The sequence below is a fragment of the Desulfomarina profundi genome (assembly GCF_019703855.1).
Classification (GTDB): Bacteria; Desulfobacterota; Desulfobulbia; order Desulfobulbales; family Desulfocapsaceae; genus Desulfomarina; species Desulfomarina profundi.
The window spans coordinates 1,478,475-1,502,949 of the sequence record NZ_AP024086.1 but is presented as its reverse complement, the minus strand read 5'-3'; the positions used below and the strand labels follow the sequence as shown (position 1 = coordinate 1,502,949).

At 43.6% G+C, this 24,475-nt stretch carries 19 protein-coding genes; 6 read left to right on the top strand and 13 right to left on the bottom strand.

Annotation, left to right across the window (positions count from 1 at the left end):
* Window positions 1–365 precede the first annotated feature (365 nt).
* Together lepA and LO777_RS06965 are read left to right on the top strand one after the other, a co-directional pair.
* Window positions 366–2,093 carry a translation elongation factor 4 gene (lepA, locus tag LO777_RS06970; RefSeq protein WP_329955675.1) on the top strand — a complete coding sequence of 576 codons (1,728 nt, stop codon included), beginning with the start codon at window positions 366–368 and terminating at the stop codon, window positions 2,091–2,093.
* A 186-nt stretch (window positions 2,094–2,279) separates the two neighbouring features.
* The gene (locus LO777_RS06965; RefSeq protein ID WP_228856803.1) at window positions 2,280–2,840 is read left to right on the top strand and encodes a DUF4136 domain-containing protein; all 561 of its coding nucleotides are present in this window, start codon (window positions 2,280–2,282) and stop codon (window positions 2,838–2,840) included.
* A gap of 42 nt (window positions 2,841–2,882) precedes the next feature.
* Here the strand turns inward: LO777_RS06965 and LO777_RS06960 are convergent, their stop codons facing one another.
* The 7 genes from LO777_RS06960 to LO777_RS06930 all read right to left on the bottom strand — a co-directional run bounded on the left by LO777_RS06960 (window position 2,883) and on the right by LO777_RS06930 (window position 10,247).
* Window positions 2,883–3,788: a DMT family transporter gene (locus LO777_RS06960; RefSeq protein ID WP_228856802.1), complete on the bottom strand. Its 906-nt coding sequence runs from the start codon at window positions 3,786–3,788 to the stop codon at window positions 2,883–2,885.
* A 127-nt stretch (window positions 3,789–3,915) separates the two neighbouring features.
* On the bottom strand, window positions 3,916–4,647 hold the full coding sequence (locus tag LO777_RS06955) for an ABC transporter ATP-binding protein (RefSeq protein WP_228856801.1): 732 nt from the start codon (window positions 4,645–4,647) through the stop codon (window positions 3,916–3,918).
* A complete protein-coding gene (locus LO777_RS06950) occupies window positions 4,634–5,407 on the bottom strand; it encodes an ABC transporter ATP-binding protein (protein ID WP_228856800.1) in 774 nt (257 codons plus the stop codon). The genes LO777_RS06955 and LO777_RS06950 overlap by 14 nt, the downstream gene beginning before the upstream one ends.
* 1 nt (window position 5,408) lies before the next feature.
* A complete protein-coding gene (locus LO777_RS06945; protein WP_228856799.1) occupies window positions 5,409–6,359 on the bottom strand; it encodes a branched-chain amino acid ABC transporter permease in 951 nt (316 codons plus the stop codon).
* Window positions 6,356–7,252, bottom strand: coding sequence for a branched-chain amino acid ABC transporter permease (locus LO777_RS06940; protein ID WP_228856798.1), 897 nt, complete (start codon window positions 7,250–7,252; stop codon window positions 6,356–6,358). Before LO777_RS06940 ends, LO777_RS06945 begins: the two co-directional genes overlap by 4 nt.
* Window positions 7,253–7,329: 77 nt before the next feature.
* Window positions 7,330–8,454, bottom strand: coding sequence for a branched-chain amino acid ABC transporter substrate-binding protein (locus LO777_RS06935; RefSeq protein WP_228856797.1), 1,125 nt, complete (start codon window positions 8,452–8,454; stop codon window positions 7,330–7,332).
* Window positions 8,455–9,191: 737 nt separating this feature from the next.
* The gene (locus LO777_RS06930) at window positions 9,192–10,247 is read right to left on the bottom strand and encodes an IS110 family RNA-guided transposase (RefSeq protein WP_228854279.1); all 1,056 of its coding nucleotides are present in this window, start codon (window positions 10,245–10,247) and stop codon (window positions 9,192–9,194) included.
* A gap of 680 nt (window positions 10,248–10,927) precedes the next feature.
* Between LO777_RS06930 and LO777_RS06925 the strand changes: the two genes are divergently transcribed.
* Window positions 10,928–12,655: a DUF342 domain-containing protein gene (locus tag LO777_RS06925; protein WP_228856796.1), complete on the top strand. Its 1,728-nt coding sequence runs from the start codon at window positions 10,928–10,930 to the stop codon at window positions 12,653–12,655.
* Window positions 12,656–12,658: 3 nt separating this feature from the next.
* Here LO777_RS06925 and LO777_RS06920 read toward each other — a convergent pair whose 3' ends face one another.
* From LO777_RS06920 to LO777_RS06910, 3 genes are all read right to left on the bottom strand, one after another.
* Window positions 12,659–12,895 (bottom strand): hypothetical protein, encoded by a 237-nt coding sequence (locus LO777_RS06920; protein ID WP_228856795.1) that lies wholly within the window; start codon window positions 12,893–12,895, stop codon window positions 12,659–12,661.
* Complete coding sequence (locus tag LO777_RS06915; RefSeq protein ID WP_228856794.1) at window positions 12,892–14,949, bottom strand: HAD family hydrolase; 2,058 nt, start codon at window positions 14,947–14,949, stop codon at window positions 12,892–12,894. The genes LO777_RS06920 and LO777_RS06915 overlap by 4 nt, the downstream gene beginning before the upstream one ends.
* A gap of 218 nt (window positions 14,950–15,167) precedes the next feature.
* Window positions 15,168–16,100 (bottom strand): glycosyltransferase, encoded by a 933-nt coding sequence (locus LO777_RS06910; RefSeq protein ID WP_228856793.1) that lies wholly within the window; start codon window positions 16,098–16,100, stop codon window positions 15,168–15,170.
* A 293-nt stretch (window positions 16,101–16,393) separates the two neighbouring features.
* On the opposite strand from LO777_RS06910, the gene LO777_RS06905 reads away from it, so the two are divergent.
* Window positions 16,394–16,972 (top strand): L,D-transpeptidase family protein, encoded by a 579-nt coding sequence (locus LO777_RS06905; protein WP_228856792.1) that lies wholly within the window; start codon window positions 16,394–16,396, stop codon window positions 16,970–16,972.
* Window positions 16,973–17,079: 107 nt separating this feature from the next.
* On the opposite strand, the gene LO777_RS06900 is transcribed toward LO777_RS06905, so the two are convergent.
* Window positions 17,080–17,718: a Crp/Fnr family transcriptional regulator gene (locus tag LO777_RS06900; RefSeq protein WP_228856791.1), complete on the bottom strand. Its 639-nt coding sequence runs from the start codon at window positions 17,716–17,718 to the stop codon at window positions 17,080–17,082.
* A 219-nt stretch (window positions 17,719–17,937) separates the two neighbouring features.
* Here LO777_RS06900 and dinB point away from each other — a divergent pair, with 219 nt between their 5' ends.
* Both dinB and sppA read left to right on the top strand, forming a co-directional pair.
* A complete protein-coding gene (dinB, locus tag LO777_RS06895) occupies window positions 17,938–19,017 on the top strand; it encodes a DNA polymerase IV (RefSeq protein ID WP_268907526.1) in 1,080 nt (359 codons plus the stop codon).
* Between the two features lie 129 nt (window positions 19,018–19,146).
* Window positions 19,147–21,006 carry a signal peptide peptidase SppA gene (sppA, locus tag LO777_RS06890; RefSeq protein ID WP_228856789.1) on the top strand — a complete coding sequence of 620 codons (1,860 nt, stop codon included), beginning with the start codon at window positions 19,147–19,149 and terminating at the stop codon, window positions 21,004–21,006.
* A gap of 167 nt (window positions 21,007–21,173) precedes the next feature.
* Here sppA and LO777_RS06885 read toward each other — a convergent pair whose 3' ends face one another.
* On the bottom strand, window positions 21,174–21,578 hold the full coding sequence (locus LO777_RS06885; protein WP_228856788.1) for a hypothetical protein: 405 nt from the start codon (window positions 21,576–21,578) through the stop codon (window positions 21,174–21,176).
* Between the two features lie 124 nt (window positions 21,579–21,702).
* Window positions 21,703–24,468: a M16 family metallopeptidase gene (locus LO777_RS06880; RefSeq protein WP_228856787.1), complete on the bottom strand. Its 2,766-nt coding sequence runs from the start codon at window positions 24,466–24,468 to the stop codon at window positions 21,703–21,705.
* Between the last annotated feature and the right edge of the window lie 7 nt (window positions 24,469–24,475).

Sequence of the window (24,475 nt, the reverse complement as noted above, 5' to 3'; positions counted from 1 at the left end):
TCTACTCGAATTAAAGTGCAATAATTATATACTTCAATTTGATTTACCACCCTTCATTTCCATGGTACCACAGGAGAGTAAATGTGGAAAATCTATTTTATAAATTCATATTTTATGCTAGTGTCTGTCCAGAAATGAGATTTTTTGTTCAAGTTCAAGGAGCATAGGAAAATAAGAAGCGCAGCCTATCAGGCATATGTGAGCATTTTTATTTTTCGTAGCGACGCAGAAATCGGGCAAAAAGGCCATTTATGGGCAGACACAGGCTCAGTATCCAACCATTTTATTTTTTCACTCAAATTGTTTTATTTTCCAATCTCTCTTCAAGAGTTAACTATTTCTTCCTATCCTGATATCCTGTAACAATGAATAATATTCGCAACTTCAGTATTATCGCCCATATTGATCATGGAAAGTCCACCCTGGCGGACCGTATGATTCAACTCTGCAATATGGTCTCAGCAAGGGAATTCAAAGACCAGCTCCTTGACAACATGGACATCGAAAGGGAGAGAGGTATCACCATCAAGAGCCAGACCATTTGTCTGCCCTACACCGCAGATGATGGTAAACAGTATTTTCTGAACCTGGTGGACACCCCGGGCCATGTTGATTTCAGCTATGAAGTTTCACGAGCGCTGACATCCTGTGAAGGTGCGCTACTCCTTATAGATGCCGCCCAGGGAGTCGAGGCTCAGACGTTGGCAAATCTGTATCTGGCAATGGAAAATGATCTCGAAATTATTCCCGTAATCAATAAAATAGATCTTCCCTCAGCTGATCCGGAAACCGTTGCCCTCCAGATAGATGAGGACCTCGGCCTGGACAGTGACCTGGTACAGTTCTGCTCTGCCAAAGTAGGTACCGGAGTCAAAGATATTCTTGAAGCCATTGTGAAAAATCTTCCGCCACCGGAAGGAGACCCTGACGCACCTCTTCAGGCCCTGATTTTTGATGCCACCTATGATCCGTTCAGGGGAACGATAATCTCCGTCCGGATTATAAATGGTACAGTAAGACCTGGTGATATCATCAGATTTATGTCCAATGGTAAAGAATATAAGGTTGAGGAAACCGGGCTCTTCAAATTTGAAAAGGAACCACAGAAAAAACTTACTGCCGGACAGGTCGGATACATTCTTGCCGGTATTAAAACTGTTGAAGATACGCGGCCGGGAGACACGATCACCCTGAAGAGCAACCCCTGTCCCGAGCCTCTCCCAGGCTTCCGTGAAGTTCAGCAGGTAGTTTTTTCGTCAATTTACCCAATTTCAACGGATGATTATGAGGATCTTGCTGCGGCCCTGGAAAAACTGAAACTGAACGATGCAGCTCTGACTTTTGAAAAAGACTCCTCAGCTGCGCTCGGCTTTGGTTTCAGGTGTGGTTTTCTTGGTCTGTTGCACCTGGAAGTCATTCAGGAAAGACTTGAGCGGGAATTTGACATTTCTCTCATCCTTACTGTCCCATCCGTCCAGTATATTTTTCACCTTTCGGACGGTTCACGGAAAATTGTTGATAACCCGGCCCACTTTCCAGACCCTGCACATATTGATAAAATCGAGGAACCATTTATTAAAGCCACTATTCTTATCCCTGAAAAATATATGGGTGTTGTCATGACCCTCTGCATGGACAGGCGAGGAGAAAATACAAGTTTTCACTACCCCATGCCGGGTCGAATTGAATTTCAGTGCGAGCTGCCCCTTTCAGAAGTTATTTATGACTTTTATGACCGATTGAAATCTGTGACACAGGGATACGGTTCTTTTGACTATGAAATGCTCGATCACCGCAAAAGTGATCTGGTTAAACTCGACATACTCGTCAACGGGGAGGTTGTTGATGCCCTCTCCCAGCTTGTCCATCGTAACAATGCAAGAGCCAGAGGTCTTGTGGCCTGTGAAGTTCTTAAAAAGGAAATCCCCCGCCAGATGTTTAAAATTGCCATTCAAGCTGCAATCGGTGGGACAATCATTGCCAGGACGAATGTTTCCGCCATGCGAAAGGATGTTACTGCCAAATGCTACGGGGGGATATCACAAGAAAACGGAAACTGCTTGAAAAGCAGAAAGCCGGAAAAAAAAGGATGAAAACAGTTGGTAATGTGGATATTCCACAAAACGCTTTTTTAGCCGTTTTGAAATCTGATCAGTAAGTTGCCAGGGACGACGCAACAATCGGGTAAAAAGGCCATTTATGGGCAACCACTATAGAGTATCCTGACACCGTGAGCAATTTTATGGTGAGTGTGTAAAATACAAACCGGTGAGGTAAATATGAAGCCCCATACCCTGACGTTTCTACTGTTTTCAATCCTGTTTCTCTCCGGATGTGCGACAACCAGAGTGACTCAGGATTATGATACTTCTTTTCACTTTAAATTCACATCCTCCTTTAACTGGGATTCAGAAAAACATGAAGCTTCCGACAGGGAATCAGAAAATCAACTCCTGGACAAACGTTTCAGAAACGCAATTGAGAATTCCATGTTTTCTCGTGGTTTTTCACTGAAAGAACATCCTGATCTCCTGGTTTCCTACTCATATTCAACAATTCAACGTCTGGAGACTGATCCCTTTTATCCTTCCTTTGGATACGGATACGGCTGGTTTGGTCGTCATGGCGGTATATCGCTGCACAGCGGATCAGGTATAAGACAGTACAGTATTGGGAAACTGGTGATTTCCATTTTTTACGGCAATACACACGATCTTGTCTGGCAAGGTGTCGGTACAGGAGATGTGTTCTCCAGTTCATCTCCGGAAACCATTACAGCAGAAGTGAATGCGATGGTAGAATCAGTACTCGGACAGTTTCCTCCATTGAGATCACCCTGAAACATTATTGAAAAAAGATTATAAAAAACTATTTATGATCTTTTACCTGCCCGCTCGATGCTTTTTCTTTGATTCCGCAAATGCCTGAAGGGAAAGACCACAGATGACAAAAGCCAGGCCAACCAGGGTCGAACCGAGGATTTTTTCTCCAACCAGGAAATGAATAAAGAACAGTGAAAGAAAAGGTGAGATAAATATGAGATTTGCCACCTTTGCACTGCTTTCAGTCTTCTTGAGAGCGTAGAGCCAGAGAACAAAGGTGATGCCCATTTCAAAAACACCAATATACGCCGCTCCAGCCAATCCCGGTGTAATCCGCAACAGTGGTCCTTTGCCAATCCATAATGTATACAAAACAATAAGAGGCATGACTGTTGCAAAATTCAGAAAAAGCCCAACCAGCGGGTCCCGTGTGTCCCTGGTATTATAAATCCAGTAGAGAGACCAGATAACCGTGGAAAGCAGAGCCAACCCAACCCCGGAAGGATTTTCAAACTGAAGGGAAATAACATTTCCTCCGGTCGCGATGACCAGAACTCCAAAATAACTGAAGCCGATACATACCCATTGGATCCCCCTCACCTTATGCCCGAGAATTGGGATTGACAGCAACGACAGGGTGATTGCCCAGGTATAGTTTATTGCCTGTGCCTGCTGAGCCGGCAGAAGATCATACGCCTTGAAAAGTACCAGGTAATAAAGAAACGGATTCAGCAGTCCGAACAGGAGGGAAACTCCCAGTTCTTTCAGACTGGTTTTCTTCAGTTCCGGGAGTTTTTTTTGAAAAATGAGTATGGTAAAAAGGACAACACAGGAAACGAGCGAACTGAAAAACAACAGCTCAACGGGCGTGAGGTAACGCAGAGACAACTTGCCGGCGCTGGCAATTGTAGACCAGAAACTGACAGCTGCAAAACCATAGAGGTATGCTTTTGTCTGCTTTTTCATCTGCAGGTTTTAACGAACATCTCAATCTGCAAGTGCTCGACAATGATGTTGTCGGTTCTTACCGTGTTGTCTGAACAGAAAATTGTGCTGGTAATCACAGTCAGTTGAAAAGTGAGTGTCAGTTACATTATTTTTTCTGCTTCCCAAGATAGGCTTCCTGAATCCGTTTTGATTGCAGCAGTTCTCCGGAGGAACCCGAAAAAACAATCTTACCAACTTCAAGAACATAACCTCTGTCTGCCAGCTTCAGAGCCGCCTTAGCATTTTGCTCAACAAGCAGAACAGTTACACCGCTCTGGGCAATTTTTTTAATCTGGGCAAAAATTGCTTTGACCAGAATAGGAGCAATTCCAAGGCTCGGTTCATCAAGCAGCAGCATTTCAGGTTTACACATCAAAGCCCTGCCTATGGCAAGCATCTGCTGTTCACCACCTGAAAGTGTACCCGCAAGCTGGCTTCTTCTCTCTTCAAGACGGGGGAAAAGATCATAAACCCAGGAGAGGACCTCCCTGTCAACTTTTTTTCTTGTATATGCTCCCAACATAAGGTTTTCTTCGACCGAAAGAATGCCGAACACTTTTCTCCCTTCCGGAGAATGGCTTATCCCGAGACTGACAACCTTATGGGCAGGCAGTTTTGTCAGTTCATGTTCCTTGAATCGAATGGATCCGCTCTTTGCCTTTATCAGTTGACTGATCGTACGCATGGTAGTTGTCTTGCCTGCACCGTTCGCACCAAGAATGGTAACAATTTCTCCACGATTTACGTCGAGAGAAATCCCTTTTATTGCAGCAATACTGCCATAGGAAACTTCCAGATCGGAAATGCTGAAAAGGCGGTCATTTTTACTCGTCATCATCACTCCCCAGGTACGCCTCTATTACTGCAGGATTATCCTGAATTTCTCCAGGTGTACCTTCTGCAATTTTGCCACCAAAATTTATAACGGTTAGATATTCGGTCACTTCCATAACAAGGTCCATATCATGTTCAATGAGCAGAATAGTAACCCCCTGCTCCCTGATTCTGTATATAGTTTGAATCAGAGCCTGAGTCTCATTGTCATTGAGCCCTGCCGCCGGTTCATCAAGTATGAGCAGAAAAGGATTGACCGCCATGGCTCTGGCCATTTCAACTCTTCTCTGGATGCCGTATGGCAGGGAGCCTACGGTACTTGATGCAAACTCAGTCAGATCAAAAAAATCGAGTATCTCAAAAACCTTTCCCCAGTTTTCTCTTTCGTCTTTTTTTGAAGTCGGGGTATGGATTATCCCATGCCACAATTTTTGACTGCTCTTTATATGTCGTCCACTCATGACATTTTCAGCAACACTCATCTGTCCGAAAAGTCGGATCGTCTGAAAAGTCCTGACAATACCTCTCTGTACGACCTGGTGAGGTGAAAGATCCTTTATTTCCTCTCCGCACCATTTTATTGAGCCCTCTTCGCAGGGATGAATCCCGGTGATACAGTTAAAAACCGTGGTTTTACCGGCACCATTGGGACCAATTATGCCATAAATCTGTCCTTCCCTAACATGGAAACTCAGATTGTCCACGGCGACCAGCCCGCCGAATCTCTTTGTCACATTTGTCAATATCAGTTCTCTGCCGGCCATACTATTTCCCTTTTGTTAAAAATTCTTTTGGAATTCTGCCGAATTTTGCCGGCCAGATCCCACGAGGTCTGAGAATCATTGTGAAGATCATCGCAAAACCAAAAATGAAATACCGCCAGGTGGAAAATTCCCTGAATATTTCCGGCAGAACAAACATCACAAAAACCCCAAGAAGAATACCGGGAACTGATGAGCCTCCGACTATCACAATGGTGAAGAAAAGGACTGATTGTATAAAATCAAAAGCCTCAGGGCTGACCGCAGAATATTGATTGGCGTAAACAGTTCCGGCCATTCCGGCAATTCCTGCACCCATTGCGAACGAATAAATTTTATATACCCTTGTATTAATACCAATACTTGAGGCAGCAAGGTCATCTTCCCGCAGATAGTGCAGTGCTCTTCCCGGTTTGCTTGTTTCAAGATTATGCATGACCAGAAGAGTCAGGACCAGAACAAAGAGGGCAAAATAATATGGCATGAATTCAGCAAATGATGTCAGTCCGGGGACAGTCATCATATCAAGACCGAAGATTCCATTTGGTCCGCCGGTTACACCACCGAGATTATTCTGCAGGGTTTGAACAAAAACAATATTAAAGCCGATCGTGACCACAAGAAGGTAATCTCCGCGCAGATGAATGATCGGACCCGCCAGAATAATGCCGAAAAGAGCAGGTATCAGTATTGCCAGAGGGAGTGTTGCAAGAACCGGAATACCGAATTTTGAATTGAGAATAGCCGTTGTATACGCACCCATCCCGAAGAACAGTGCCTGTCCCATGTTGAACATCCCGGCTTTTCCGAGAACAATGTCCTGGCTCAGGGCTACGATGGTAAATATAACAAAAGTCGTTGCCACAGCCAGCCACCTGGAATCCAGAAAAGTCGGCAGCAGTGCCATTACGATGAAGAACAGAGGATATCCCGTTTGTTGTATTTTTTTTATCATACCTTTTCCGCCACCCTCTCGCCTAAAATTCCAGTTGGTCTGACAATCAGAATTACAATTAATAAAATAAAGGTAAAGGCATCGGCCCAGGTACTGGAAATGTACCCGGCTATAAATGCGTTAAACAGTCCGAGAAGCATCCCACCGAGCATGGCTCCCGGAATATTGCCGATTCCACCCATGATGGCAGCAACAAAAGCGTACAGGCCGTACTGCCAACCCATATTAAAGGTGATGCCACGATAGTAGAGACCTATGAAAATACCACCTACTGCTCCGAGTGAAGAACCTATAATAAAAATCGTAACAATAATATTGTTAACATTTATACCCATCAATCTGGCAGCGTCCTGATCAATGGCACTTGCCCTGATAGCTGTTCCGATTTTGGTTTTTTCCACGAAAAAATAGAGCGCAATCATAAGAATCATGGAAAGAACCATAATAATTATCTGCATGAGGCTGACCACCACCCCGCCTACTTCCCAGATAATCTGTGGTATCAATTCCGGAAATATATGCATTTGAGGCCCCCAGAGAAGCATGATACCGTTCTGGATAACCATACTTGCACCCAGTGCGGATACAACTGCAGAAAGTCGAGGTGCGGAACGCAGGGGACGATAGGCAAATCGCTCCAGGGTGAAACCGAGTATTGAGATGCAAACGATTGTTAGAACAAAAACGCCGGTTACAGACAGTACTGAAACCTGCCCACCCAGCAGTTTTGAAAAAATAAACAATGCAACAAAAGCCGAACCGGCCACAAGATCGCCATGGGCAAAATTGATCAGCTTCATGACACCATAAACCATGGTGTAGCCCAGTGCAATCAAGGCAAACATGGAGCCTATAGTGAGTCCATTGACCAGCTGTTGTAAGAAAATATCCATGAGATTATTTCAATGGCAAAAGAAAGGGAGAGTGAAAAAAAAATTTGTGTTTTTCACCCTCCCAGGGCAGGATTCTACTATTTATGAACTATTTTGTAACTGCCGTCTTTCTGGATCTCATAAGTCATATATCCACTGCCGACCCTGTTTCCATCTGCGGCAAAAGATATTGGACCGGTAATTCCGGGGTAGTCCTTGAGGGTATGCAGGTAATCAGCTGCTTTTTTTGTATCAAAGCTTTTTACGGTTTCCATTGCATGAATGAATGCTCTCATGCCGTCAACATTAAGAATGGTCCAGATAGAAGGCGGCATCATGTTATACTTGGCTTTGTAAGCTTTCAAAAAGTCTTTAGCCAGGTCATAAGGAAGCAGTTCCGGAGTAGGAACATTAATAATGTATGCTCCCTGAGCAGCATTTCCGGCAAGTTTAACAAAGTCAACATTATCATTGGCGTCACCACCGATGAAATCAGCCTTGATCCCAAGAGCAACCTGCTGGGAACGGATAAGACCACCATCTGAATAGTAACCGCTGAAGAAAATTACGTCGGGCTTCTTGCCTTTAAGCTGGGTCAGAACCGGAGTGAAATTCTGAGAACCAGATTTAACTTTCTCACGGGCAACAATGTTTCCACCCAGTTTTTTAATTGAATCCTGTACGGCTGTGGCCAGGCCGTCAGCATAACTGGAAAAGTCAGAAAGAATTGCTATTCTCTTATAGTTCTTCACCTTAACCATATAGTCGGCCGCAAAAGTTGCTTCCGCACTGTTGGGGAAGGAATTTCTGAAAAAAGTCCAGTAACCATGCTGAGTCAGGGTATCACTCGTTCCATCTGAAGTCTGCAGTACACCTGCCCTGAAATAAGTGGCTTGTGCTGCCTCTGCGCAAGTTGAGGTATAGGAACCTATGACCATTGAAACGCCCTTGTTGACGAGGTCTTTGGCGCAGATGGCCGCCTTCATTGCAGTACCTTCGTCATCACAGGAAATAACTTCAATTTTCCTGCCCATCACGCCGCCTTTTTCATTGATCTGCTCAGCAAGTAACCTGACGGACTGATCAATGCCCTGTCCTTCGTTGGCATATTTCCCGGTAATGGGTGCCTGCACACCGACTTTCAGCGTTTCTTCGGCAAAAACCGGCCCTGACACAAGAAAAGTGGCCATCAATGATAATGCCAGTACTTTGGATTTCAACATTTTTTCCTCCGATAATGAGTGTATGTTAAGTGATTGAAGAGAGAAGAGAACTCTTTCTCTTCACCTGCGAAGCCGAAATTCTATAGCAAACCATACCAACCACTGTTGGTCGGGAGATAGAGTAATCGATTTTCAGTGCAATATACACTGAAAGGGACATCATGCACATATATAAACCGGCATGGTCGAACCAAATGGCTCAACCTCAACAAAACGAATGAAAATCCAGACTGCGGCAGAATCATCTTCTTTAGCCCGCATTTCTTCCATGAGAAGGCTTGTCAAGATATAAGTTCGACGTGGCGAACCATTTTTTAAATAATCCCTGAAACGTCATGCTTCCATTCGCACTCATTTATGAACCTCTGCCAAAAAGTTCGGTGCATTGTAGGGTCCGTCCTGGAGCTGCCACCTCATCATCGGTCTTAAAAATTGTCATTGGCATATGACAGACCAGAGAAATTCACGCAGTCTTCCGGACGGGACGTTCTTTATTCAGGGCTTTATTTTCAAAATGACTTGAAAGTCTCCACTCATTTTACGTTGCTGATAAAAAGGGAAAATCATTTTTCCCTTTTCACAGTTACCGGTTGTACATAACGAACAAAACTGTCAAGGAGAATGTTCCTCTATAAATATACTCACCAAGTTCATTTTAAGTGTCACAGTATGTATTACCGGGTACTTACGGTTCCTGGGGAACATTGTCCTTGACAGGTGCAGTGAGACTATGTAACTCATGCTGCCTTTCTTCTTGATAAAACGTTACGTTTGTAAACCGGGTCATATATTTCTCCATATTTCCACAGACGATGTAGGAGTATTGCTAATTTCCTTCCCACTGCCACTACAGCTTTACGTCTTGCATTTTTCCCGCCTCTAGATGCCAGACGTAAACCAAAACGTTGCAGGTTACAGTCCTCTCCAAATGGGCCAAGAATATATTGCGCCGAATTTATCAATAGCTTTCGTAAAAACGGACTGCCAGCTTTGGTTATTCGAAGCTGTTTATCTGTCTCTCCAGATTGATCGCGACGAGGTGTCAGCCCGAGATATGGGCCAATCTGTCTGCTTTTTCCAAATCTACCAGGATCTTCAACCGTCAATACAAATGCCAGAGCTGTTAATGGACCGACTCCTTTCACTCGCCTGAGCAACTCTGTCTCAGGATACCGCTCGCTGCTGATACTCTCGATTTCTTTATCCAAAGCTTTAATTTGTTCGTTAAGCTGTGCAATGAGTATCAGTACAGGTCCAAGGCCAAGCTGCAACTGTTGAGGAATATGGGATATAGCCTTTTTATGAAAACATTCTGTGCTACAACTTGGTAACCGCTCACCAAAGGATTTTACAATGCCACGAACATGATTAATCTGACTAGAGCGGGTTCTCACCAATAAATCTCTTGAGTGCAATAGTGCAAGATCCGCTTGTACCTGTTCACCTTTATGTTGTATCGGATAAAGCAAATTGGGATCGAATCGTGCTATCCTTGCAAGCATTTCAGCATCTCGCTGATCTGTCTTACAATCACTCTCCCATATTGCACGTAGTTTTCTTGGGTTCCCCACTAAAACATTACAGCCCATGGAGCTCAGGAGTCTACTCATCCATGGGGAATGAGTTCCCGCTTCAATAGCGACCGTAGTTCTTTTATATTTCCTAAAAAATTTTCTTATGGATTCTACATTGTTGTCTATAGATTTACTCAGCAGGATGGTACCTCTGTCACCCACAATACAAACAAAATTTGTTTTATCGCCTAAATCCATTCCAATTGTTATACTGTTCATGGCTGGTTCTCCTTTTTTTGCAGCATCATGACTGCGTTTTATAGTTGAGCATGTTCTATAACATAGCTCGGGAGAACCAGCCTTCTCATTTTACCTCATCAGTTCAGGCGGCGTCAGGTTCAAAGTTCTCGGAGTCTTCGCTTACCTTGCAATGAATTATAGTGATCTATATTTATTGCAGAAATACTGTAGAAGATGACGTCGCCTGGACTGACCTTGGGTGAACATTGTGTAAATTTTTCCGGGTCACTGATAATTGTCTCATTGTTTGTGTTCTACAGTTATTCTCAAAATTGACACAATGTTCATGAGAAATCCGGGTTAGCAGGATTTCCAGATAAACTGATAGAGCAGGCCCGAAGGCTTACCTGCAAAAAACTTTGACCGCAGTAAAAACTGCCGGCGATCAGAGATTAATCGCTGAACCGTCACGGATCCAGGAAACACAGTGAGTTAAGAATGTGATATTTGTTTCCTGGGCAAATTGTATACCATATTAGTATACTGTTTTCAAGGAAGTTTTGACTTTCTGGCTAAAAGGTATCTATTGTCACAATGTATTATCGACTGAATTCTATATCTCCTTGATAAATTACTCATTCTTCTGTTTAAATTGAAGTATCAACAAAAACTTGCCAATTGCTGGATTTAGCAATTAATTAATTTTCGGGTGTTATCAGATGACTGAGAAAAAATCTCCTCAACAGAAAAAGATACTGGAACCTGCATTCCATTTTGCTACCGGAAAAGTCCAGATAGGAGATGATATAGAAAACAAAGTGGCTGTTTCTGAGCTTGTTGAGGCAAATCATATTCTGGCTGATTTTCCCAATTTTAAAAGACTGGAGCCGAAGGGCTACGAAAAAGCCGTAATACAATGTGGTGAAAACACATGTTTTTCTGAAGACGGAGAATCTGTTCTGTCACTGGTCCCCGGTTATCCGAGGATAATTGACAACTCAGGAAACAAAGATAATCACCAGATTATTCTCTCAGTTGAGCCGCTTTTTATTATTTCGCCCGATAAAATGAAAGTTACACTCAACGTTCATCCTCCCTTGCCTGACTGCAGATCTCTCAAAAATATAAATCTTTACAAACTGCTTGAAGATTCATCAATCATTTTTGGCCTTGACGAAAAAGCATTGAAGAAAGCTGAAGAATGTATCCAAAAAGGTGATCAGGAGTTTTCCAAATTTGTCATAGCCAGAGGTCGTCCTGTCGGAAAAAGTATGGATGCTTTTCTTCGATTTGAACTTGAAATCGGCCCAATAGCCGGAACGCTTCTCGATGACGGCAGAATCGATTTCAGGGATCGAAGAATCATGGTCGGAATCAATAAGGGTGAGTGCATTGCCACAAAAATTCCTCCTGTTCAGGGAACTCCCGGTGTAAATGTGTTTGGTGAAGAGACACCGGCTCCTGAAGGAAAAGATCTGAAAATTAAAACCCTCAATGATGCAAAGTTTTCAAAGGAGACATTGCAGGTCACAGCCATAAAGGACGGTGTTCTTTCAATAGTAAATGACAATGTTATAAAAGTCTGCTCAAAACAGGTTGTCAACAGCGATATCGACTATGAAACCGGGAATATTGATTCGAGAAACTGCGTAATTATCAGGGGCTCTGTTCAACCCGGTTTCAAGGTAACTACCGACGGGGATCTGGAGATAACCGGCAATGTCATGTCAACCTCGATAAAGGGCCTGGGGAATATAGTGATCAAAGGTGGTATCACCGGGAAAAAAACAAGTATCGAAGCCCTGGGTGACTGCGATATTAATTTTATTGAACAGGGAAAAATAAAGTGTGGCGGATTATGTGTTATTCGTAAACAATCATATTACAGTACTGTTCATTCAGGTTCTCATATCAGGTGCAAACCGGGAAGTGCTGTGATCAGTGGAAGTCTCATTGCCGCCGGAAATATCACAGTCGGCAATATTGGAGCCGAAAACAGTAAATCAGCCTTGATAGGGGCAGGTGTTGTTGCTGAACGTCTGCTCCACTACGAAGAACTCAAAGCAAGTGTTGTTGAACAACAGGATGCAATAATTCAATGGCTGCAGCGCTACAGGGGAAGTTCCACCTCAAAAAAAGTGCGGAAAATGGAACAGAAACTTGCTGAAACAAAGGCCCTGCTTCTCAGAGTCAATATGATTCCCGGCACTGGAATATACTCGAAGGCGGGTGAAAACGAAAATGACCCGAAACTTTCCGGCAGTGATTACGATGATCGCGGGGCAATAAATATTGACAAAATAAGAATCGATGTCGTGGGGACGGTCTATGCAGGAACTGAGATTCGAATCGGTAATCGTTCTCTGAAACTGGATAAAACTGTTTCCGCCAGACAGTTCAAACTTCATCCAAACCGAAGAAGAATTATTGCCAAACCTTTGCGTTGAAAATTACATAAACCTGTTTTTTATTTTTCTCAGCAGTCCCAGCCTGTCCCCATATTTCCCCAGGAACCAGTAAAGAATTCCGCCGCAATAGTGCAACACTGCAAGGGTTAACAGACACCGTGCCCCGGGACCACCCCGAAAATTACCCAAAGGAATCCATTTTGAAAGAAGAGCTGTTTTGCCAAGACGTGCAAGTTCATTGCCCCGCAGGTCGTATCGTTTTGTGAATACAGTTTTCATTCGTTAATACGCTCCCGTAAATGCCTGAAAAACAACTGTAATCGAAGCAAAGGATTCAGCCTGAGCTGCAGGTAGGAATACTCCCAGAGGGAACGTATTCCCTGTCCAAAATCTTTTCTGGGCTTTTTGCTGCCATGGAAGTCATCCAGGTGATTCCGGTGTCTGATATTTATAATTTCCCTCGATTTCGGGAAGGCAAGTTTTGACACAAACAGGTAGTTAAGCCACGGTTTAAAATCCTGGAGGTCGTAACCCAGAAGAGCGGAGGCTGCGCCAAACCTGTTGGCTGAATCGATAATACCCTGTTGCAGGGGAGCAAAATACTGATCCTGTTCCAGTTCCGCTCTTCCTATGGCGTCGTCAGTTTTCCTGAACTCCAGTTCATAACCGCCATCTTCTTTCAACCTGTAGCCGTTCAGGGTAGGATGCGGAGCCCTGCAGGCCTCTTCAAAAAGATCCCGTGCATAAAATAGAGTGCTGGCGGCAAGATCAAAACGATCCCTGTCGTACATGACGCCTTCAAGACGGTTTTTATCATCCTGAGGATAGGGAATCCCCCTGGTTGCTCCAAAGAGATATGAGAAACAGCAGGGTCTGTCTTTTCGATGGGCTATTGCCTCGTTGAAAAATCTTGGGATAGTACCCAGCCAGCCAATATCGACAATGGCCACATTATCGTGCTCAAAATACCCGATATCCTCAAGATACATCTCAAGAGCTCTCCCTGAAGGCTGGGTCTGTCTTTTCACCTCTTCCTGAAATGTGACGTTCCCCAGCATTGTATTAAGTTTTTTACGATTCTCCGGATCGTAACCATCATGTACATGACTGAGGCAGGTTTCGGTTTCAAGACCATGTTCCTGCAAAATCGTCTGAAACGGCTCAACATCAAGGCTGAAGATACGGCATACGTCATGAAAATCCCGGTTTCCGGCCGGGAGAAAGGCTATATCCACATTGGTTTTGGTCAATCCCTGGTGGGCACAGCAGGCTCCAGCAAGGGCTATTCTGCTGACATAAAGGTATTCTATCTCCGGCTGAGAATTATCCGGGCAGAGAAAAGGTACTGCCCCTTCCCAGTATTTTTTAAAGGTATGTCCTTCCCTGGACAGGAAAAAAACTTTTGTTATATTGTTCTCACGACATTTTCTAATTAATTCCTGGATAAAAGAACCGATAAGGGGACCTATAAAATTATATCCTTCAATATAGAGGTCGGGTCTGGGACTGTTTTCACCTTCAAGAGGAGCCATCAGCTGCTGTAGAGCTCTGCCACGCCAGAAAGGACGACCATCGCTGTAGTTCACGTAACGCTTGACAATGGATTTTCGCATGCTTTCCCCGGGATCTTTGATAATAAAAGCCTCAATCCCAAATTCTTCGGCGCGAAGACCATCGGAAAAACCGTTGTCACCGATATGGAGCCATTTTTCCTTCTCAAGAGAATACTTTTTCTGAACAAACTCAAAACCTCTGCCTGAAGCTTTGGCCAGGAAAGTATCCGCGGAAGAGATAACATCATCAACCAAACCATCAAGTCCTGCGTAAGCCACCAGCACCTTGAGATGGGATGCCGGCAAATACATATCTGAAATAATGAACAACCGTTTTTCTTTTTTCTTCAGTTCATCAAGCCATTGGACCAGCTCCTTTCTGGGAACCAGCATGGAATTCTCCATTTTCAGCTCATACCCGGTAACTTCCTGCAACAGCCCATCCCAGTATTTTTCCAAAAATATTTCCCGAAGGGTTTTTTCCATAAAAACGGGATAACATGCCTCGTGATCGTCAAAACGAGTACCCGTCTCATCGCGCTGCTCCTGTTCAACCCGGTCCCGAACAGCCTGAACCTGCTGCCAGCCGATTTCCACCCCATGTGATTGAGCAAGCGTTGCAATGAATCTTGCAACCGGCAGTTTCACCAGGTCAGGATCATGTATTCTGCGAACAAGAAGGGTGTCGAACAGATCAAAAGTGATAACATCTTTCTTCTCCGCCCTGCGTCTGCCCTCTTTAACAAGAGTTTTTAAAGAATAGAATGTCTGCAATTTCATGAAGTGGACATTGATTTAAAAAATGATGGACTCGTAAAAACTCCGATCTACTGCGTTGTGGGGTGATCGTGTAATGCTCGACGTACTCTATGTACGCCTGCGCTTACACGACACCGCCACGCCTTGTATATCGAAGTTTTTCCAGAGTCCATCTGAGAACGTTGAACGACTTTTTACGAGTCCATCAAAAATAAAAAAATAAAAAAATAAAAAAAGTTTCAGGAGTGGTGAAACACTCTTTTTCTGACACAACGGGCAATACTTTTCAGCAATTGTCCAGTGGCTGATTGTACTCCAGGGTGCTCTGTATCTGTGAGTAAAGTACGAACGTCACAGAGCTCTTTTTCCAGTTCTACCAGTCTTTCACTGCCTGAACGAACAATTTTCTTCAAATCATCAGGAACTTTTTCCAGCATGTATCTGGAAATAAGTTCCTGATCCTGCTCTCTTCCGATAACGGCAGCCTCTCCAAGAGTATTTCCAGAATGAATTCGATAATAGAGAAGTTTTTCATCAGCAAGATAATGGACCTTCCCGGGGCATGAAAGCATCAGCCTGAAAATATAATCATAATCATGAAGATAACGTAAGGAGCAGAAATTACCGGTCTTCTTTACCGCTTCAACGGTCATGAAAAGATTTGAAGTGGTCACCATGAAATTCCCTTTCAGAAAGGCTGTATAAATATCTCCACATTTAAAGTAAAATTTTCGGTTTTTTTTATGCCAGATATTCCACCCGAAGGCGGGATCAGCAAATTCAACACCCTCGTCAGAAATGGGAATTACATCAGTGAAAACGACCTGCGACTGATTTTCTTTTGCATATTCAACGAGCCTTTCCAGCCGATTTTCTGTATATACATCATCTGAGTTGAGGATGGCTATAAATGTTCCTTTTGCCAGGCCCAGGCCACGATTGATGGTATTGTAGGCGTCCTGGTTTTCCTGGTAATAATAGCTGAGCCTGGAATCACTGTAGCCACGAACAATATGACCGGTATTATCGGTTGATCCATCATCAATCACGACCAGTTCCAAATCATCCATTGTCTGATTAAGTACGCTCTCAACGGCTGCTTCGATAAACTTTTCGTGATTATATGCTGGAATTATGACTGAAACCAACGGTTCTGAACGCTTTTTATGCACCCTTAACCTCTCTTTTTTAACACTTGACTCCCGAAATTACCGGATATCCAAAAAGAACAGAAATAAATCTTTTAAAAATTTTTATGGTACTAATGAAATATCACCGGCAAGTCAAGATTTTATATGGAATTCCAAATCGGTCCATCATGTTCAGATCTGCAATCTGGTTAATGACAGCCATTGCTGTTTTCATGTTGTCATCCATACCTGCACAGGCTGTAAATTGTCTTACCCCATTGAATCCCCACGCCGAAAAAATATTACAACATAATCTGCCTGATATAAGAAGCAAAATGAAAAAAAAGAACCTTATTCCAGGTTCTCCAATTTTTATCAGAATTTTCAAAGAACCACCAGAGTTGGAACTCTGGGTAAAAAAAGAACGAACATATGTTTTGTACAAGAGTTTTCTTGTTTGTGACATGTCAGGAGATATTGGACCAAAACTGAAAGAAGGAGATCGCCAGGCACCTGAAGGTTTTTACAGGGTGGGAGTTGAACAGATGAATCCCTGGTCAAAACATCATCTTTCCTTCAATCTGGGATTCCCGAATCAGTTCGATCGTTGCCACAAAAGAACAGGTTCTGCCCTCATGGTACATGGAAAATGCAATTCCATTGGTTGTTTTGCCATGGCCAACTACCGCATGGAAGAGATTTACACCATTGCCAATGCAGCCCTTTCCGGCTGCCAGGGATCATTTGCAGTTCATATATTTCCTTTTAGAATGACAAAAAAAAACATGCTGCTCCACCGGGGAAAATGGGATTCATTCTGGCACAACCTTAAGGAGGGTTATGACATTTTCGAAAAAACACATATTCCTCCCACTGTCCTGGTAAAAAACTGTCGTTATGTGTTCGGGCAATAAGCTCTTCCGTGACGTCCTGCTGTCTTATACCCGAATGCCTGATCATCAGGTTTTATTCTCAGCGACGCATAAATCGGGCAAAAAAGCCATTTATGAGTAAGCACTATCTACTTCTCCGCGAGTGCCTCCGGATCCAGCAGGCTGATAACCTTCCCTTTCACCCGGATCAATCCCTCTTCACTCATCTTCGCAAAAATTCTGGAGAGCGTTTCAGGAATGGTTCCAAGCAGACTGGCAAGCTGTCCTTTGGAAATTTCCAGCCTTACCTCATCTGAGCCACCCTGTTCATCCCGGAGATAAATCAGGTACCCGGCAAGACGTGCGGGAACTTCCTTCAAAGAAAGATTTTCAATCTGGGTGGCAAAACGGCGCAAACGCATGGACAGAACTGCAAGCATCTTGAGAACAATTGCCGGATTTGCTTCCACCAATCTGGTGAACCTGTCTCTGGGGAAAAACAGTGTCCTTGTCTTCACCAACGGTTCTGCAGTCGCAGGAAAAGGCAAGCCGTGAAAAACCGGAACTTCGCCAAACGGTTCGCCGGGGCCAAAAATATGAAGAATATGTTCCTTACCAGCAGGTGACATCTTGAATATCTTTACCTTTCCCTCACCCACCATGTAGAATCCGTTCCCCTCATCCCCTTCGAAGAAAATCGTCTCACCTTTTCCGTAAACATTTTCTATTGCAATGCCAGCCAGTTCCTCGATATGATTTTCCGGTAACCCTTCAAAAAGAAGGCTCATACTAATTATCTTTTTTTTATCCATGAATCTGCTATGTTATAAAAAATCTGAATTCGTAATCGCTTCCCTGTTCTGATAGAAAAGACCATGAAAAGCTGAAAGATCTGCGATAATTTACCACCTGAATCCTGCACTTCCATTCTCCAACAGGTGACGTAGACTCCGAAACTGCCAATTGCAGGATTGAGGTATCATGTATTTACAGCCCACTCTACTTGAATGTATACCAAAAGAAAAATAATTCATATAGATATGGATGCATTTTATGCCTCTGTGGAGCAAAAAGATAACCCCCGGTACAGGGGCAAACCTCTTATTGTCGGTGGACGCCCCAAAAGCCGGGGTGTTGTGGCCGCCTGTTCCTATGAAGCACGTGTTTTTGGTATCCATTCTGCCATGCCATGCTCAATGGCTGCCAGACTCTGTTCCCAGGCTGTCTTCGTTCGTCCACGTATACACAGGTACAAGGAAGTTTCTCTGAAAATCATGAAGATATTCAGGCAATACACAGATCTGGTTGAACCCCTTTCTCTCGATGAGGCATTTCTTGATGTAACCGTAAATAACACCAATAATCCGTCGGCTACCCTGGTGGCCGAACAAATACGCAGACAGATTTTTCGTGAAACAGGCCTGACAGCATCAGCAGGAGTATCCTACAATAAATTTCTGGCAAAAGTGGCCTCCGATGTTCATAAGCCCAATGGAATCACGACAATTCCACCGGAACATGCCATGGATTTCCTTTCTTCCCTTCCCATCGGGAAATTTTTTGGAGTTGGAAAGGTAACTGAGAAAAAAATGACTGATCTCGGTATTAAAAATGGTTCTGATCTGCGTTCGTGGGACAGGGAAAAATTGATAATCCATTTTGGCAAGACCGGCTCCTTTCTCAGTGATATTGTGCGTGGAATCGACAATCGACCTGTTCAGCCGAACAGGATCAGGAAATCGGTGGGCAGTGAAACCACCCTCCGCCAGGATATCAGAGAAATTGAGAGGGTGCTGGATATTCTCTCTGCAATAGCAGAAAAAATAGAACGATCCCTGTTGAAATTACAGACAGGAGGATACACGGTTACCTTGAAAATACGATATTCTGATTTTACAACAATCACCCGTTCACGAACGCTTAAAAACCCAATTTTCAGCAAAAGTGATATCCTTCACTGTCTTCCGGAGCTACTGCGAATGACGGAAGCTGGAACGCGTGACGTTCGATTACTGGGTATATCCATTTCAAATCTCACCCTGAATAAGGGTAACAGGCCACATCAACTTCTGTTACCATTTCCCTGACGGCTGCCCAGATTGAGGTTGAACCTAAGTACAGGATTTAGGTTGAATAAGAATTCGATGCGGTTATAGTTGGTATGAATCCGTGACGGTTTTATCCAGGACCACTTTCTTTACCGGGTATTTTCATTAATGAAAGATCTCATTCTATCGATTCTGACCATTTTTAAATATACAGGCAAGGTATTCACAACCTTACGTAATCTTGTCTTTAATCTCCTTTTTATCCTGGTGATCATTCTGGTTGTTTTTTCTCTGATGCCCCGAAAAGGTATTCATCTTTCTCCCAATACAACCCTTGATCTGACAATCTCCGGTAATGTTGTAGAGGAAAAAAGATTCACCTCCGCCATTGAAAAAATGTATCTGCCAACCGATCCTGCTTCTGAGTTCGAGGCAGAAACACTCCTTCAGGATATACTTGATATAATTGATGGGGCCACTGCGGACAAAGACATTACTGTTTTGCGTCTTGATCTCAGGCACCTTAACCGTGCAGGACTGAACCAACTGCGTGAAATCGGCAGAGCACTGAAACAATTCAGAGCTGCAGGGAAAAGAATAATAGCTGCCCAGGATAATTATACACAGATTCAGTACTACCTGGCCGCATACGCTGACACTGTTATTCTTAATCCGATGGGAACGGTTTTTCTCCACGGTTTTGGTGTTTATCACCTCTATTTCAAACAGGCTCTGGATACATTGATGGTTAACTACAATATTTTCAAAGTAGGGACCTTTAAATCCGCCCTTGAACCAATGACCCGGGACAGCATGTCACCGGAAGACAGGAAACAGACCAGGGAATGGTTGACGGCGCTCTGGAATCTCTATACTGACGATATAAAAAAGCTGCGCCCCCTGAAACCGTCAGCTATCAGGAAATATACATCCGACCTGGCAGCACAACTTAAATCAACGGGAGGTGACAGTGCAAAACTGGCTCTCAAGCTTGGCCTGGTCGATAAATTGCTCACCCGTGAACAGAGTTCTGCCTATCTCACAAAAGTAACAGGAAGAAGTCAGGACTCCCTGAAAAACAACCATATCTCTTCCGGAAATTACCTGAAACTGCTGCGAAACAGGTTGAAATCGGCTTACAGTCAAGGAAAAATTGCGGTGTTGGTCGCAGAGGGAAACATTGTACCGGGAAAACAACCAGCAGGGATTATTGGTGGAGATTCCTTGAGTGAAATGATTCACAAGGCCAAAAAAGATGCTTCCATAAAGGCTCTTGTCCTTCGTATTAATTCAGGTGGTGGTTCAGCGTTTGCCTCGGAAATTATACGACAGGAGCTTCTTGAATTTAAAAAAACCGGCAAACCTCTGGTTGTGTCCATGGGAGCCGTTGCCGCTTCAGGGGGCTACTGGATAGCTGCAGATGCCGATGAAATCTGGGCATCACCGGCAACAATAACCGGATCTATAGGTATTTTCGGTGCAATACCGACATTTGAAAAAACACTTTCAACCTATGGTATCCACAGTGATGGAATAGGAACCACACCCCTTGCATCAGGTCTTAACCTGGCCCGTCCCCTCTCCGAACCGCTGAAATCGGCAATTCATCAGACAATTTCCAGGGGATATGAACAATTTATCAATATTGTATCCACTGGTCGAAAACTTGAGAAGTCTCATGTTCAGTCAATTGCCCAAGGAAGGGTATACGATGGTACGACAGCGGTCAAACTTGGCCTTGTGGACAGGCTCGGCAGTTTGGATGATGCAGTCAAAGCTGCAGCTGGTATGGCAAAACTGAAAGACTATCACAGGCAATTCCTTCAAAAGCCAATTTCTGTTCGGGAGCAATTTATCCGATATTTAACAGATGGGATTGAAGGCACATTTTTAACCGAAAAGCTCAAAATAGTTCAACCATTTATATATTTCCTGGAAAATAATGTATCAAATGGAATGAAAGATCTGCTGAAGGTGAGAGATCCAAAGGGATTATATGCTTATTCCCTCTATACCCTGGCACTGTAGACCAGGGGGGCAACTATTTATGGCCTCTGGGCGCAACAGAGTAATGAAAAACCCGTCTGCGGCAGAAATACCTGCCGAGGCAGGATTCCCAAAGAAAAAGGGCGTAGAATTAAATAATTCTGCGCCCTTCAAACTGATTAAAAATAAAACCCTATTTCCAGTATCAGCTACGCGTGAAAGCCTAACTCCTCCCTTGAATCGTCAACACCGGAACTTATATTCAGGGTAAGATCGACCCACTCCAATGGTGCATCCATAATTTTAAACCCGATTTCAACATCACCATCTGCATTTCTTTTTTTCCAGCATGGTTTAACAAGTAATTTATAATGCTTACCATCACCGGAGACAACAGTTGTATAGATGTGTTTTACTGCAGAAAAATTTTCCGGCAACGCCGTCATTTTAATACCACTGCATGAGATGTCAGCCACATCTCCACAAATTACTGATGAACCTACAGCAATATCCCCAACGAATCCCTGTACACGTGTCCTGGTATTTCTTCGTTTCACTTTCCCAAGAAATCCGGCAAAAGAGTGTTTTTTCAGGACCGTTTCCATTCTGTCCATGGTTTTCCTCCGGGTCAAGCAGTTATGGGCTGGAAAAAACTTGTAACTCACTCTCTTAATTATGCACACATTTCCAGAAAAATCAAATAAAATAAGGTGCTCCAGTTTGATTTTGTTCAACAGACTACTTCTCTACCGGTCTGGCTACTCCCACAGCAGCCCTTCCTTCTGTCAGATATTTTTTTACCAGTATATCAAGTTCCTCTTTTTTAATGTTTGCATACTCATTTTCAATGGTCAGAGGCCAGTCCAGCTGTTCCCGATGGATCGAAGATCGTAGTAGAACCGAATAAAGCCAATAGCTGTTATTTTCAAGACTGTCCCTTATTGAGGTCAGCAGGGGCTTTCTTGCTCTTTCAAGCTCTTCATCTGTCACACCATTATCCCGAAGCTCTTTTGCAATTCTGAAAATTTCCTTTTCGATCATTTCTTCTCTGCCAGGCTCTACAGTCACATGGACTGCAAGAAAACCATAATCCCTGTATGTTCTGCTGTTAGTGCTGAACGCCTCCGGCGAATAAGTAGCACCCATTTTTTCCCGCAATACCTTTCGCAGCCGATCTTCAATAACGGAAGCAAGAAGGTGAAATTTTCTGGTCCTGCTAATCTCCCAGAAATCTTCAGTCAACCAGGCAACAAGAATAACTGATTTCCCGATGGAAGTCTGAACCTTGATCTCCTTTTTTTTCCCTTTCGGGAAAGAAATTCTCTCAACCTCTGGAGTATTGTGGGGAAAAAGCTTCAATCCGGAAAAATATTTCCGAATCCCCTTAATGACTTCTTTTCTGTCAAAATCACCAACTATGGAAATTTCAAGATCATTTTCAGGAATAAGGGTATTAACCCATGCTGAAAGTTCTGGGAAATCAATTTTGAGAACTGATTCCCGAGGAGGCAAACCAAAATGAGGATTTCCATTCGCCAGAAATGGAAGTATCTTCAGGGGGACCGCTCCGTCAACATCCTGCTCCAGTTTTTTATACATTTGCTCGACATCGATCATAACCGATTCGAAGACTGTTTTTCTTGCTGTTATATCAAATACATGACTGTAAATTGATTCGAGAAGAACATCAAAGTCCTTAGTCAGGGAACTGCCCTGCCAGAGAAAAGAGGACTCCTGAATACTGAAACCGAGCTCCACGGTGCTTCCGGCAAGTATTTCATTCAGTTCAGATTTACTGAATTTACCTGTTCCGGATTCATTGATCACGTCCTCAGCAATCATTGACATGCCAGGCTGCGGCTCATCCAGCTCTCCTGTCCCGAAACTGACTGTCACCTGAATTTCATTTTTCCGAAAATCGGTTTTTTTCAAATTAAGAACTGTACCATTCTCAAATCGAATAACTTCAACACCCAGCTCAGGGGAATTGAAAACCTGTTTGAAGGGAGTGGTTGATTCCGGTGTTTCCAAATAAGGGAATTCACCTTTTTTGTTATCTTTAAAGATAGTTATTGGCTGCTTCAGGCAATCCTGATAGACTGCTTTGATTTCCTTTTTTCCTTTTTCAAGCTTGACATCACCGGTTACTGAAATCAGCCTGCTGTCATGATCCCATATTTTTTTAAACTCCTGATAAATATCACTCAGTGAAAAATCTTTCACTATCGGGCCAAAGAGATCTCTCTCCTGCTCTGCTGACTGGAGGACCCGGTTGCTGTTGATATGGCGGATGATTTTACGGGCAATAAACCTGGAATCTTCGTTCTTTTCCTGCAAGACTGCCGCATCAAAACCGGCAAGTATCTCTTTTCTGGCTCTTTCAAGCTCATGTTCATAAAATCCGAACTGAAGCGCCTGTCTGAGAGTTTTGTTGAGTAACGCCAGAGTTTCCCGCCAATGTGATCCATCGGTCTGAGCTGATATTGAACCATAGCCGATTCGGCCCTCAAGATCGCCATAGTAAAATCCTGCTCCTGTATAGGGTGCATCTGGTTTTTCCAGGATTTTCTGCAGACGGTATCGTATTATCATGGCAGCTATGAAGCGTTTTATTTCCTGGGTTTCAAGAGCAATTGAATCATTGCGGGGAGTTTTATCCCATAAGGATTCAATGGAAACATTTGTTTTGGCCAGTTCAGGCTCATAATAATAAAAAAATTCATCTCCCCTGTGCTGCAGATGACCGAAATCAGGGCAGACAGGTTTTTTCCCTGCAGCACGCAAAGAAGAAAAGAGTTTTTCTATGCTCTGCCGCGCCTTCCCAGGATCGATGTCCCCGACGACAACAAGAACCATGTTTTCAGGTCTGTACCATGAGTCGTAATATGATTTCAAAACCGATCTGCCTGCAGTTTTAAGTATCTCTTCTTTGCCAATTATTGTTCGCTCAGGAATTCTTGTGCCTCGAAAGGCAAATGATGTACTGGCAATATGAGTTCTATAAAGGGCAGAGTCCCTGGCCCTCTTTTCAGCCAAAATAACGCCTCGCTCTCTGTTTATTTCATTTTCCGGCAGGAGCGCGCCCCGGGCATAGTCTGCAAGAACAAGGAGTCCTTTTTCAAGATCCTGTATCCTTCCGTCAGGAAGCACAAGATTATACACTGTCTCACTGTAACCAGTATGTGCGTTGGCGTCCCCGCCATAGTTCATACCAATTTCCTGGAAATAACTGACCAGCGATCCGGGGGGGAAATGTAATGAACCATTGAACATCATATGTTCAAGGAAATGGGCAATGCCCCTCTGGTTTTCCTTCTCATTCAGGGAACCGGCCTGCACGTCAAGATAAAGTGCCACACGCTTTTCGGGTTCGTGGTTTTCCTTGATAATATATCGCATTCCATTTTCAAGGTGCCCACGTATCAGTTCAGGATCAGGTGATATATCACTGAGTTCGTATGGCCATTTTTCCTGAAAACAGGTCATGTCACCTGTTTCAGCCAATGATACC